General features: G+C 61.4%; 10 protein-coding genes. 1 reads left to right on the forward strand and 9 read right to left on the reverse strand.

Going from position 1 to position 13,866, the window contains the following annotated elements; all coding sequences use genetic code 11:
* Positions 1–5: 5 nt before the first annotated feature.
* Positions 6–1,778: a DUF1588 domain-containing protein gene (locus GYH35_RS23995; protein WP_161829676.1), complete on the reverse strand. Its 1,773-nt coding sequence runs from the start codon at positions 1,776–1,778 to the stop codon at positions 6–8.
* A gap of 124 nt (positions 1,779–1,902) precedes the next feature.
* A complete protein-coding gene (locus tag GYH35_RS24000; RefSeq protein WP_161829677.1) occupies positions 1,903–4,785 on the reverse strand; it encodes a TonB-dependent receptor domain-containing protein in 2,883 nt (960 codons plus the stop codon).
* A 460-nt stretch (positions 4,786–5,245) separates the two neighbouring features.
* On the opposite strand from GYH35_RS24000, the gene GYH35_RS24005 reads away from it, so the two are divergent.
* Positions 5,246–6,202, forward strand: coding sequence for a PaaX family transcriptional regulator (locus tag GYH35_RS24005; RefSeq protein ID WP_161829678.1), 957 nt, complete (start codon positions 5,246–5,248; stop codon positions 6,200–6,202).
* Here GYH35_RS24005 and GYH35_RS24010 read toward each other — a convergent pair.
* The 7 genes from GYH35_RS24010 to GYH35_RS24040 all read right to left on the reverse strand — a co-directional run bounded on the left by GYH35_RS24010 (position 6,191) and on the right by GYH35_RS24040 (position 13,742).
* Positions 6,191–6,709 carry a COG4315 family predicted lipoprotein gene (locus GYH35_RS24010; RefSeq protein WP_161829679.1) on the reverse strand — a complete coding sequence of 173 codons (519 nt, stop codon included), beginning with the start codon at positions 6,707–6,709 and terminating at the stop codon, positions 6,191–6,193. The genes GYH35_RS24005 and GYH35_RS24010 overlap by 12 nt on opposite strands.
* Before the next feature lie 14 nt (positions 6,710–6,723).
* A complete protein-coding gene (locus GYH35_RS24015) occupies positions 6,724–7,842 on the reverse strand; it encodes a peptidyl-alpha-hydroxyglycine alpha-amidating lyase family protein (RefSeq protein ID WP_161829680.1) in 1,119 nt (372 codons plus the stop codon).
* 107 nt (positions 7,843–7,949) lie between these two features.
* Complete coding sequence (locus GYH35_RS24020; RefSeq protein ID WP_161829681.1) at positions 7,950–10,859, reverse strand: TonB-dependent receptor plug domain-containing protein; 2,910 nt, start codon at positions 10,857–10,859, stop codon at positions 7,950–7,952.
* Positions 10,860–11,187: 328 nt separating this feature from the next.
* Entirely contained in the window at positions 11,188–12,480 is a 1,293-nt protein-coding gene (locus GYH35_RS24025) for a cytochrome c (protein WP_161829682.1), read from the reverse strand.
* Between the two features lie 27 nt (positions 12,481–12,507).
* The gene (locus GYH35_RS24030) at positions 12,508–12,795 is read right to left on the reverse strand and encodes a high-potential iron-sulfur protein (protein ID WP_161811891.1); all 288 of its coding nucleotides are present in this window, start codon (positions 12,793–12,795) and stop codon (positions 12,508–12,510) included.
* 36 nt (positions 12,796–12,831) lie between these two features.
* On the reverse strand, positions 12,832–13,281 hold the full coding sequence (locus GYH35_RS24035; RefSeq protein WP_161829683.1) for a c-type cytochrome: 450 nt from the start codon (positions 13,279–13,281) through the stop codon (positions 12,832–12,834).
* 11 nt (positions 13,282–13,292) lie between these two features.
* Positions 13,293–13,742 carry a c-type cytochrome gene (locus tag GYH35_RS24040; RefSeq protein WP_161829684.1) on the reverse strand — a complete coding sequence of 150 codons (450 nt, stop codon included), beginning with the start codon at positions 13,740–13,742 and terminating at the stop codon, positions 13,293–13,295.
* Positions 13,743–13,866: the final 124 nt, after the last annotated feature.

The following is a 13,866-nucleotide window of genomic DNA, read 5'->3' on the forward strand; positions in this document are numbered from 1 at the left end:
GAAGCTCATTCAACCGCAGCACCGGGCGCCGCCAGACTCGTGGTCTTGATCGCCGGCAGCGGCGCAGCGGGACGTTCGGCAACATTTCCAAAGGCAGGACTCAACGCAATGGCCCGCAGCAGATCGGGAACCCGATAGCCGGACGCCGCGAAACGCTGGTTGAGAAAGTCCAGTTGGGGCTTGTCGAGCGTGGTGGTCGCTCCACCCACGCCATAGCCATACATGCGCCTGACCAGGCAGGTGGGCAGTCCCGGATGATCGCGCAGGGCGTGAGCCAGACCTTGCGGGGTGTTGAACTCCTTGCCGTCCAGACTGCCGCTGGCGTCGATGGTCACGCCGCCTTCGCTGGTTCGATACTGTCCGGCGCCGTCGAAATTCTCCATCGCGAGGCCGATGGGATCGGTGATCTTGTGGCAGCCCGCGCACACTGGATTGCTGCGATGGGCGGTCAACCGCTCACGTGCGGTGTGCAGGTTCGCATCCGGGTCTTCGACAGCGGAGAAATCGACGTTGGGCGGCGGTGGCGGCACGACCGAACACAGCAGCGTCTCGCGCAGAGCCTTGCCACGCAGCGTCGGCGAGCTACGGCCCGGGTGCGAATGCAGCGCCAGGAAGCTCACTTGATTCAAGATGCCCTGACGCGGGCTATCCTCGGGAAAGGAATAAGGCGCCCAACCCGGAACGGCGGGGACGTTGTAGACCGACGCCAGCGCCGGCGACATGAAGGTGTCGCGCGTAGTAAACAAATCCCGGTAGTCGCGATTGCGCACGACCAGATGATCGTAGGCCGTACGCAAGGTCTGCTCGCGAGCATCTTTCAACACCGCGCCGCTTTCCCTGGAGTAGACCATTCCGTCCTTCGCCAGAGAGTCGAACTTGTCGTAGGCGAGCATATCGTCGAAGAACGCACGAATGCCGTTCTCCAGACGCGGGCTGGACAGCATCATCTCGACCACGCGGGCGCGGCCGGCGGGCGTCTGGATCTCACCGCTTTCGGCGGCCTTCAGCACCGCATCGTTCGGTACTGAATTCCAGAGGAAGAACGACAGGCGCGAGGCCATCGAATATGCATCGAGACGGCGCTGTCCGGGACGCGCCGGGTCCGGCTCGGTGGTATCGGCCACCATCAGCACCATCGGATCGATCAGCATGCCCTCGAGCACGCTCGCCAATCCGGCGTAGAAATCTTTCAGGTGCTCGGTGGCTGCACGCGCCTCGCCGACCCAACCGGCGACTTGCGCCTCGTCCAACGAACGACGGAACAGCAGCCGGCCGGTGGAACGAATGAACTTCTCCGCGCACGCGTCGTCGGCAGCGTTCTCCGCCTTCGGCTTGCACGGTACGAGATAGGAGCGATGTGCCGGCAACTCTTTGCCGATGTCACCTTTGTCCACCACTTGAGCGGCAATGGATGCAGCCGCGCGCTGTAACTGCATCAACTGACCACCGGGGATGCCCACTGAGCCTGCGGTAGTGGACAGCAGTCCATCCGGCGCGCGCATCAAGGGAGGAATGGGCGTTCCTATCTGGATATCGCTGCCGAACACATCGGCAATGACGTTGGAGTACTGCTGAGCCGTCATGAAGCGCACGCGAGGTACGCTACCGGCATCCACCGGCCCCAGGTCCGCAACGGCTGGAACATCGGCTGAGCGCTGCTCCGTCACGTCGTGGGCACATCCGGCGGCGCCGAGCACGAAAGCGCACGTCACACCCATCCAGAACGCGCCGCCGAACACCCTTGAAGATCGGGTCCGTCGAGTTTCAACCGATTGCACCTACTCCCCCTTCGTCATGCTCGAGAGCATGACTCCCAAATGAAACAACACGACCGCTCGTCATCCCTCACAAGACGTTCCGCGCTGGATCACAGCGCGGAACGTTTGCACTACATCTCAGGCTTCAGAACTGCACACGGAAGCCTGCGCGATAGAAGCGGCCAAGCACGTCGTACAGAGCGCTATTCGACGGCGAGAAATCCCAGCCGGTACCGGACTGCTGACGTGCGGCGATGGCCGGGTCCTTGTCGAACAAGTTGCGGACATTGAAGAACACCTCGGTATCGGTCTTCTCGAAGCCGAGCTTGTAGTTCATTCCCAGGTCCCACCAGATCGCGCCGGCAATGTGATTCCTGGTGGTCGTGACGTAGTTCGCCGCATCGACCGCCGCCTGCGAACCGGCCGGGCCACCGGGGAATGTCGGGCAATCCGTCTGACACTCGATCCACAGGTTGCTGTAAACGCCAGAGCTCACACCGCGCATGGTGAGCGTCGTGCTGAAGCGATCCAGCGCGTACATGGCCTGCACCTGGTACTTCCAGTGCGGCAAGCCGCCGCTGAAGTTGTTGCCGATCCGGTCGTTCGGCAGCACATACGGAATGCCGCCGTCTTCGAGGTCCTTGATGTAATTCGTCGCCGAACCGCGGAACGCGAGGTCGCCATTCCAGCCGCTGATGATGGAGTCCGCCGACATGCGATAGCTGGCCGCGATCTCCACGCGCTCGGCTTTGCGGCCGGTCGAATTGTGCGGCACCAGGTTCATGCTGGTGATCTGGGTCGGCACCTGATACACGACTCCGTCGGCGCCCGTGACATCGCGATAACCGCTCACGGTGTAGGCGTCGCAAGCCTCCTGAATACCTGCCATCACGCAGGAATCATAGGTCTGTTGCGCCGACAGCGTGTTCACGCCCCGCTCGATGTCGATCACGTAATAGTCCACGGAGAAGTTGAACCGCGGCAGCCAGGACGGCTGGTACACAAAGCCGACGATCGTGTTGGTGGCACGCTCGGGCTGCAGATCCGGGTTGCCGGTATTGGTGGACTGAAAGGTGATGTTCGCGGTGTTGACGCGCTTATCGGTGATGTTGTTCGAGGTCGTGGTGCCGCCCTGGTACATGTCGATCAGCGTCGGCTCGCGAATATCCAACGAACGCACCATGCGGATACGCAGATCGTCGAACGGATTCCAGTTCAGACCCACTTTCCAGGTGCCCGTCGAACCGAACGTATCGTAATAAGTGCCGCGCCCGGCAGCGCTCAGATCCAGAGCCCTGACGAATGGCAGATCCTTCACCAGCGGGACGCTGGTCTCGAGATAGACATCCGTCACGGCGAAAGAGCCCGAATACGGCAAGCCCGCGGCCAGGAACCAGCAACTGCCATTCGACTTGGTCGAGTCGGGCGCGCAAACGCCCGGCGCCGCGCGTTCCAGATCATTGGAGGAAGCGTCGGTCTCCTCGCGGCGGTGTTCCACGCCGAAGGCCAGCGAAATCGGGCCGGCCCATCCCTCCCAGGGCGTACCCTGGACGTTGACGGCTCCGACCGTCTGTCGCAGCTCCGCCGCGCTCCATGGATCGCCGCCGACGTAGGCAAGCGCTTCCGGACTGGCGACGCCGAGGCCGAACAGGTTCAGCGGCACGCAGCCATTGTTCGGATTGGCCAGCGTCGAACGGCAAACGATGTTTCCGTTCGGATCACGCACGGCATCGATGGCCATGTCGTACTTGACCTGGTTGATGGTGTTGCCGGAAATCACGTGCTGCGTGCTGCGGCCGTAGGAGAGATAGGCGTCCCAGGTCCAATCGGTCTGGAACAGATTGAAGCCGCCATCGATGCCCGTCAGGAAGCGATACACCGATCGCTCGGTGATGGGATGCTGACCGCCAATGTCGCCATTGATGGTGCCGAAGTTGAAACAGGTCGCGCTGCTGCCGGTATTGCAGTTGGCGGCTGTGGCGATATTCGCCGGAATGAAGGCGTTATCGCCGGGAACGTTCCAGCTCAACTTATAAAATACCGGCACGCTGGCCGAAAACGATTCCAAGTGGCCGTAAGAGGCCTGGAAGTAAACTTCGCCGCCGCCTTCCAGATCGTAGCTGGTGCGCAGGAACAGATTCTGGCGCTGCTGATCGGGGGTCAGGCCGGCGCCGCCTTTCTGGTTGCCCACTTGCAGCAGTGGATTGTTCCAGTCCCCTCCCGACATCACCGCGCCACTGATGAGCGGTCCGTAATTGACCGGAATCTGCTCGCCGCCAGGCCCGAACATGATGGTGGAGCCCTGCGGCAAACTCGCGATCTGGCCGCGGGTGTTGTTGATGATGCCGCCCCAGGAAGCCGTCGCCAGGCTGAATTGATCTCCGAAGATCAGCCGCGGCTGACCGTTGGTCGCGGTAAAGGCCGGGTTGTTGACGAAACCATAGCCGTAGTTGTTCCACGGCCGCTTGGCCACCAGCAGGCCTTCATCGTCGCTCGCTTCGCCGCTGGCGATGATGTGGCCTCGCCCATCGGCGAAAGTCGTGCCGAAGGTGAGCGAACCTTTCCAGTTATCGTTGTCGTTGTAATTGGTCGTGCCGGCGGAAGCTTCGGCCTTGAAACCGGTGAACTTGGTGTCGAGCACGAAGTTGACGACACCGGTCAACGCATCCGAGCCGTAGCTTGCGGAAGCGCCGCCGGTCACTACATCGACGCGCGTAATCAGCTGCTGTGGCAACTCACTCACGTCGACCGTGCCTTCCAAGGTCGAGCCGACGGTGCGCTGGCCATTGACCAAGGTCAGCGTGCGGGTCACGCCCAGGCCGCCGATGTTCAAGCCATTGACCGCCTGCGTGCCGGAAGTCACGGTGACCACCGAAGACTGCGGGGTGGCGCTGCCCTGGAAATTCGGCATGGTGTTGAGCGTGTCGGCGAGGTTCGATGTTGCGTTGGCCTCCAGCGCCTCGGTGCTGATCACCGCCACCGGCGTCGGAGCCTCGAATCCTTCCCGCTTGATGCGGGAACCGGTCACCGTGACTTCCTGGAGTGTCTGGGCCGCTACATCGTTTCTCGATGCCGCCTCCTGAGCGTAGGCGCCCGCCACCATCAGTGGGGTGGTGCAGACCGCAGCCAATGTCGTGCGAACAGCCGCCCTGAGCAAACCATTAACTGCACGACCGTTAGTGGCAAGCCGATTTACCGTCGACGTCATAAGTTCAAATCCCCCTGAAATTCTTCTCTTATCTCAAACGACCGAAAACTCGCAGGCGCGGGCGACGGTCCTTTGGCTGGTCGACTCTACCAATCGCGAAGCGTGACTTTCTCCGAAAAAAAGCGTCCGGCGAGCATCATTTAAGCCAGTCCAGGCTCATTCTTGACGCCAGGACATCACCAGGACCGCGGACCTTCGTCTATTTCTTTCGGGGGAAAGCGGGGCGTCGAACGGCGAGCTGCTGGCGCACGAACGCAAGCGAGCTTATCGTCGCTGCGCCATGGACTCCTGTCGCACTCAGCCAGCCGCACAAATCCAAGCGATTCTCACAGGCTTTCGCCGGCAGCAGCCGCTGCGCGCCGGTTCGCTGCTCGTGACTATCCTTGGCGACGCCATCGCCCCGCGCGGTGGATCCATCGCTCTTGCCAGCCTGATCGCTTTGGCGCGCCTGTTTGGCATAAACGAGCGACTGGCTCGCACTGCTGTCGGCCGGCTCGCCAACGACGACTGGGTGACCTCGATACGCAGCGGCAGATCGAGCTACTACACCCTCAGTGCGAACGGGCGCGGACGCTTCGCGGAGGCGACTCATCGCATTTACTCCGCGCCGATCGATTCATGGAACGGCGCGTGGACCCTCGTCATCCTCTCGGGAACACTGGAGCGCAAGGCACGTGAGAAACTGAGCGACGAATTGCGCTGGCTCAATTTTGGCGAGGCGAGCTCCGGCGTGTTCGCACGCCCGACTCACGCAGCGGATACCGTCAGAGAAGAACTTGCGCAGCTCGGCGCGAACAACCAGCTCATCGTGTTTCAAGGCGGCGCCGTCGAACGTGAGTCGGAGGCGACGCTCGTTGCCAGATGCTGGGACCTTGCCGAGCTCGCGCGGCGATACCGGCGGTTCATAGCGATGTTCGAGCCGGTGGATCAGGCTGCAACTGTGGCGGATATCTCTGGAGCTGTCGGCGAAACGGCGTATGTCCTGCGCACCTTGCTGCTGCACGAGTACCGCAAGATTTATTTGCGGGACCCTTTGCTGCCGAACCGGCTGCTGCCTGCGGGCTGGGCGGGCGCCGATGCTCTCGAGCTGTGCAGGCGCTTGTACATCAAGGCTTTTCAGATTTCGGAGCGATATTTATCCGAATCGGTTCAGACCATGAGCGGTCGCCTGCCGCCGCCGAGCCCGGACATCTATCAACGCTTCGGCGGCCTGCCGACCTCATCGCTACGGCTGTAGCAGCTGCGCCGTTGCCTGGGTCTTGTTGGCTTTTTTGGCTTTCGCATCTACCAGCGGCGGTGACATGGTGACGCCTACGCTTGTGAGATAAGCGTACCCGCGCTCGTCCAGATACCAGTCCATGTTCTTCCCGACCCCTTTCGCATCGTTGGGACGGTCCTCGAAATAGGTGTACACCGGACTGTTCTTGTAAGCCCACTGCAAACGGCCATCGTCGCGCTTCACGATGGTCCACAGCCCCACGGGCTTGTCGGTCCGCTCCGCTCGAACGATCGGCCACACCGCCGTGCAATCTCGATCGCACAGCGAACGGCCGGCGGGCTCACCTTTGAAAATGTAGAGCGGCAGGAGTTGAGGGAAGGATTTATAGCCCCAGGCGCCGCTGGAGCTCTGCGATAGAGCGACGGCCCCGGGATAGGAAATACTCGGGTCGGACGGGTCCGCCGCGGCGCCCGACTGGCTCCAAAGAACGAATGCCGCACTGAGCAGGACGCAAAGGCTACGCATTTTCAACCTCCCGGCTACTTCTTCAACACGAGCTCCTTGCCGATGAGCTGCGCCTTGCTGGCGCTCTTCTTCGGCACGAACTTCTGCACGCGGTTGTTGTTGGCGTCGGCGACATAGAAGTTGCCTTCGTTGTCGACATCGATCTGGTGCGCATTGTCGCTGACGCCCGGCGCGTCGCCCAGTGTGCCCCACTGGGACACCAGTTTGCCATTGAGGTCATAACAGGCATAACGGCCATACTGTGTAGCGGACACACACACGCGCTTGTCGTCCGTCGTCATCACACGGGTCACGCGCGCTGTGTTCGGCCACTGGTCCAGGAACTTGCCGTTGTGGTCGAAGATCTGGATCCGATCGTTGCTGCGGTCGGCGACATAGACGCGGTTGGCATCGACAGCCACGGAGTGAACCAGCTTGAACTGGCCCGGGCCCGAGCCCCTGGTGCCCCACGACATCAGATATTTGCCGTTCTTGTCGAACTTCACGACGCGCGAGTTGGTGTAGCCGTCCGCGACATAGAACGAGCCATCCGGCAGGAAGGCGAGACTGGCGGGATCGTGGAAATGGTTTTCGTCATTGCCGGGCACGCCCTTCTCACCGACTTTCAGCAGCAACTGCTTGCCGTCGTTGCTGAACTTCAGGATGCGGTGATTGAACCGGTCGACCACCCACACGGCGTGCGCGGGATCGTAAGGGTCGATGACGATGTGATGCGCGATCGAAACTTCGCTGTTCCACTGCGACCAGTTCTCGATGACCTTGCCGTCGGCATCGAGCACCATGATGTTGTTGACGTCGCCCTTGTCGAAGTTGTTGTTGTCGCGGACGACAGTGGTCTTGTCCTTCATCACCTTGCCATCGGCGGACAGCATCGGGTGACCTTCGCGGGTGTCGTTCCGGTCGACGGCGCCGATGAAGACACGGTTCGGGTCTTCGGCGTTCACGGACACGACGCGCTGATTCCAGCCTTCGATGCCCGGCTTGAACCAGCCGACCACGACTTCATACGGGCCGGTGAGGTCCAGGCCGCCCTTTTCCTGCACGCCCGGGTTGGAGGCGCAGGCAGGCTGCGGAGTCAGTGTTGCCGTTGCGAATAACGTCAGCGCAACGCCTGTCACCATGAAATAACGCACTACTAAACCCCTGATACGAAATATTTGAAGTTGGCCTGTGGGCTGGCGAAGCGGGCGAAGTCGGGATCGCCGACTTCGCCCACATGCGCATTACGCCGCCGGTTCTTCTAGAACGTGAACCGTACACCCATGCGGTACTGACGGCCAATGCGGTCGTAGTCAGCGTTGCCCTGACCTGACCAGTGGGCCGAGGTGAGATTTCCGCCAATGATCGGCGGCTGCTTGTTGGCCAGGTTTTCGATCGTGCCGAACAGCTCGAAGCTCTCGAACTTGTAGGAGCTGGACAGATCGATCGTCGTCATGCCGGCGATATCGTTGTTCTCGATGGTCGGAGGAAGTGGCGTGCCATCGGGGTTGGGCGCCGGGCAATCGGTGGCGCACTCGATGAAGCCGTTGGCGTACACGCCGGGACCGGTGTAGCGAACGATCGTCGTCAGCGTGAACGCATCGCCTTTGTACCCGACCGACAGGAAGCCGCGCAGCTTCGGCGAAGTCAGGCCATCGTAAGGCGAAATGCCGGCCCAATCGCCGACCACGCCATTGCCATCGTAAACCGTGCCATCGGTATCCTCGGTCTCGAGCTTCAACACGCGGCTGGCCATCGCGCGGATCACCATGTCGCCGCTCAAGGCGCTGACGAGGCTGGACATCGGGAAGCGATAGCTCGTTTCGACATCGATGCCGCTGGCTTGTTGCCCGATGAGGTTTTGCGGCTGAGTGATCACCATGAAGAGCCGACCCTGGTCGTCGCGCAGGAGCGAGTTGCAAAGCGTCGCATTTCCCGCCGCGCAGAGGTCGATCACCTTCTGCGCGCCCGGCGCTTGCACCGAACCTGTGACGTCGATGTTGTAGTAGTCGATCGCCATCTGGAAGCCTGGCAGGAATCGCGGCGCCATCACCACGCCGAAGCCGGTCGTGTCCGCTTCCTCGGGTTTGAGATCCGGGTTGCCGCGGGTGAGCGAGTAGCCGTTGGGATTGGTCTCATAACTGCCGTCCGGATTCTGGCGCAGCTTATCCACCAAAAAGGTGCCCGAACCCGTTTGGCCGGCGGTGAACAGCTCGCCAAGGTTTGGCGCACGAATGTCGCGTGAACGAGTGAAGCGGAAGCGCAGATCTTCGATCGGCCGCCACGTCAGACCGCCCTTCCAGGTCGTGACATAGCCGGAGGTCGAGTAGTCGGTCGCGCGCACGGCGGCGTTCAGATCGAACTCTTGCGCGAACTTCAGATCGCGCGCCAGCGGCACGAGGGTTTCAACGTAGCCTTCGGTGACATGGAATTTGCCGTGGCTCGCCTTGTAGTTGCCCGCGAAGAATTGGGTCGCCTCATCGCGCTCGGAGGCCCAGCCCGATACTTTTTCGATGCGATGCTCGGCGCCGACTGCCAGCGACACCGGACCGGCCCACGAATTGAACGGCTCGCCGCTCATATTGACGGCAGCGACATCCTGTTCGAGCGTTTCATTACGGACGGACACGCCCATGACGTAATCGAGCGCCGCCCGGTCGTTCACACCGATGCCGAACGGGTTGTACGCCACGCAGGCTGCGTCGTCGTTGGCCGGGTCTGCGTCCGCGTTCACGCGGCAGGTCGGAGCGCCATTGACCATGACCGAATCGAGCGCCTTCAGATAGTTCGGCGTGATGCCGTTGTTGTAGGTCCGCGGCTTCAGGTCGGTTTCGCTATGTTGGACATAGGTGTTCCAGGTCCAGTCCGTGCCCCACGCGCCAAACGTGCCATCGAGGCCGCCGGCAACCCGGTACACGGAACGGCTGTAATCGCCTTTGAAGCGTCCCATGTCGGCGTTGGTACTGCCCATCCTGAAGGATGTTTGGCCGGCATCCAGCAGCTGCTGACGCAGCGACTCCGGCAGGAAGGCGTTATCGATACTGATGGTGTTATTGCCCAGGCGGCGGTTCGGATTGGCGGTATTCGTCGTGCTGGTCGCCGAATACTGCCCTTCGAGGTACGCGTTGACGTTGTCGGTCAGGTCATAGCTGGTGCGGAGGTACCCGACCGTGCGTTTGACGCTGCCGGCAATGTCGATGCCGTTTTCAATGCGCGAATATTCCCAATCGCCGCCCTCTTGAAAGTTGTTGCCGACGTTGGCGCCGAAGTCGTAGCCGGTAAGAACCTGGCCGTTCGGCCCGAAATAGGTGCCTCTGAGAGCCCCGGTCGTGATGATGCCGCCCGGCGTACCCGAGGAGAGACCGACATCGCGACGAACGACGTACTGCGGCTGACCGTTACCCTCGGCGTAAGCCGGATTGCGAATGACCGCTGCAGGCAATCTGGCCCACGGACGATCGTTGGTGCCGTCGATACCGTCGCTCTGCGTATGCTCGCCCGAGAGAAGCAGATGGCCGCGGCCGTCCGCGAACGGCGTGCCGTAGCTCAGCTGCGCACTGATGCTCTTGTCGTCTTCGTACTTGGTCATGCCGGTTTGGACTTCACCCTTGAAGCCGGTGAAGTCGTGATCGATCACGAAGTTGACGACGCCGGACAAAGCGTCCGAGCCATAAGCCGCCGAGGCGCCGCCGGTCACGACGTCGACACGCTCGATCAAAGCGTTCGGGAAGGAGTTGATGTCCGGGGCGCTGTTGCCCGAGGTGAGCGCCGCATTGATATAGCGCTTGCCGTCCAGCAGGACCAGCGTCCGGTTCGTGCCCATGCCGCGCAAATTGAGCTGGCTCACGCCGGTTGCGCCGGTGGAAAGATTGCCGTTCGCCGAACGCGGGCTCGCCGAACCCGAGAACGCCGGCAGGACATTCACCGCATCGGCGACGTTCACCGTGTTCAACGCGTTGAGCTCATCTGCGCCCAGCACCGAAACTGGCGTCGGCGCTTCATAGCCGTCACGTGTAATTCGCGAACCGGTGACGACGACCGAGTCGATCGTTGCAGCGGCGACCTCTTGCGCTTGCACGTTCGTGACGGCCACGGCGGCAAGCGCAGTGGCGCTGGCCGTCGATACCGCCCAGACTTTCGCGCGGCGACGAGCCGTTCTGGATAGAAGCATCAGAGTTCCCCCTCTCGTTAGTTCGGCGCGGCCTGCGCGCATATCGATTATTTGTTGGGCCCGCAGACCACGGCTTGCCCAGCAGGCGCGTCGTCTGTGCCCGACTAACGAAGTTGCAATCGCCATGCCACGCGCGTGCGGGCCAGGAGTCGCAGTGAGGAGCACGAGAATCTTTGAATGCCCGCGCTTTGCGTCGTGGAGAATGCGTACGACGATCGGCAGAATTTTGCCGATCGGGAAAATCTCGTCGGCGGAAAGTAGCCTATGCGTGAGCGGATGGGATTCAGTCAGCGACTAGAGTGAGAACAACATCGAAGAAACGTTCGGCTCAGCGCTGCTTGGCGACCCGAGCGGCATCGACTGCCGGCGCAGCGTTACCCCAAGAGCCGCGCACATAGTTCGCTACATTGGCAATGTCTGTATCGCTCAATACATCCGCGTATGGCTTCATGGTTTCCCATGCGCCGAGTTTCATGCCGTGGGCTGGCGTAGCACCATACAAAACGGCATTGATGAGCGAATCGGGATCGGCGGATTGAACCGTGGGATTGCCTGCCAACGGCGGTCCAGAAAACATGCCGCCTCGTCCGGAAGCGCCGTGGCACTTCTCACAACGATCCTTATAGATGACTTGTCCCAATGCGGCCTGTTCCGCGGTCACTGGCGTCACCGCCTGCTCGCCTTCCGGCGGACTTTTCGGAGGCAGACTCTTGATATAGGTGGCCATGGCGCGAGCATCCTCCAGCGTCAGCTTGGAAGTGCTGTTGCCCACCACGTCATTCATCGGCCCCCAAGCGCCGCCGCGCAGACTGAAGCCTGTATGCAAGTACTTCGTGAGATCGTCCACCGACCATGTCTTGAGACCGTCGGCCGAGGACGTGAGATTCACGGCGGCCCAATCTCGCACTTTGTCGGCAGTGACATACTCACGCAGCGTGCCGCCCTGATATGCCTTGTCCGACTGTTCCGCCATGAATGTGCTGCGAGGCGTATGACAAGCTCCGCAATGACCCAACGCCCCCACCAGGTACGCGCCGCGATTCCATTCCGGGGTTTGTTTCGGATCGGGCTGGAAGCGTGCGGGCTCGAAGAACAGCGCATTCCAGACGGCCATGCCCCAACGCAGTCGGAACACGAAATCGTTGGCTGGCGGCTGATATTCATCGGCCGCCACTGTGCGCATGTAAGCGTACAGTGCATCCACATCCTCGTCGGTCATCTGCGTAAACGAGGTATATGGAAACGCAGGAAACAACCGATCTCCGTCAGCTGCTACGCCCTCATGCAGAGCACGCCGCAGGTCGTCCGCCGTCCACTTGCCGATGCCCTGTTCGATGCTGGAAGTGATATTGGAGGAATAGATGACGCCGACCGGCGTTTCGAACTTCACGCCGCCCGCATAAGGAGCCCCGCCGGGACGCGTATGGCAACTGGCGCAATTACTCGCCAGCGCCACGTAGCGTCCACGTTCAACCAGAGCGTCCGCGCCGCTGGTTGCACTTGCACCCGAACGCTGACTCGAATCATCGGCATCCACTGCCCGGCCGGCGAAGAGCGCCGTGAGGACGGCGACGCCCAGTACTCCCGAGAGCCAGTACGGCGGCTTTCGCAAACATCGCATGATTGGCGCTGATGATTCTTCGGTGTGTCAGCCTTTGGGAGACCACGAATCGCAATGCCCCGTGGCCGGGACGTTACAACTGAATATCTGACAATGGCCGCAGGCGGCCGCGCCACCGTCGTACAAACCACAGCCGCCACACTTTTGATCGGCCTTGGGCGATTGTTCCGTGAAGTTCAACGCCGTCGCCAGGCCTTCATTCATTTTTCCATCGAGGCAGGCTTGTTCGCCTTGCGCCCGAGCCACGCCGGCGACCGACGCCACGGCTCCAGCCAAAGTCACTTGAAACAATCCACGCCGCGTCATTTTTGACATCTCACAACCCCCTCGCGCCGCTACTGGAGAACAGCGTCAGATCTTCTTCTCGTCACGATAGACATCGTGACAACCCTTGCAAGGCAACGCTTCGATCACCAGCATCGCCGCCTGATCGACGCCCTGCTCGCGTCCGACCTTGGCCATTTCCGCGGACTTCTCCGCGAATTCTTTCATGCGCTTGGAAAAATCCGCCCAGTCCTTCCAGACCTCGGGCTTGGCCGCGCCGCCCGGCACCTTGGCCTCGAACGACTTCAGCGCGACGGAGGCCGTCAATGCCAATGTTTCCATATGCGCCAGGGTGTTTTCTGCAGGCCCGGCGCCGGAGAGAATCTGCCCGAGCACGGCAGTCTGATGCTCCAGCGACTTCATGATGTGCTGGCGGTAGTCCACCACATCCTTGTCATCGGTATGACCGACCATGGGCAACAGCATCGTCACGCCCAGGATGATGCCGACAGCGGCTGCTTTGCTTGCACGGATCATTCGTACTGGCCTCATTTCTTTTGCACCCGGTAAACGTCGTGACAGCCCTTGCAGGACAGACTGCTGAGCTTCGGCGTCACCGCCGCCACGCCGCCTTGCTTGGCGGCCTTCGACACATCGGTCGCGGCAGCGACCAATTCGTCCAGGCGCTTGGAGAAATCGTCCCACTTGTCCCAGACCTCGGGCTTGGCTTCACCGCCCAGGACCTTCGGCGTGAAGGCGACCTTGGCCACGCCAGCGGTGATACGGAGCACTTCCGCCTGGGTAGCCACATCCGCAGCCGGCACCTTGCCTTTGGAGATCTGGTTGAGCGCGGCGAACTGCTCGCCCATGGTCTTCATGATATGGGAGCGATAGTCCCTCACGTCCTGGTCATCGGCAAAACTGCTGATGGGCAACAAGGTCCCGACGAACGCAATTCCTGCCCAGGCCAGCCTCGGCAGCGCGGTGGTTCTATTCAAAACATTCCCCTCCGAAAACATTGCCGTCGCCACGGCTCCAGTACGCTGTATCGTCGCCGCAAGACGAGGACTTTTTTTGGCGAAAGGGAGACTCAAAAAGACAAATTTCTCCCCTAGCCCCGCT

Source organism: Steroidobacter agaridevorans, from assembly GCF_009932555.1.
GTDB classification, from domain to species: Bacteria; Pseudomonadota; Gammaproteobacteria; order Steroidobacterales; family Steroidobacteraceae; genus Steroidobacter; species Steroidobacter agaridevorans.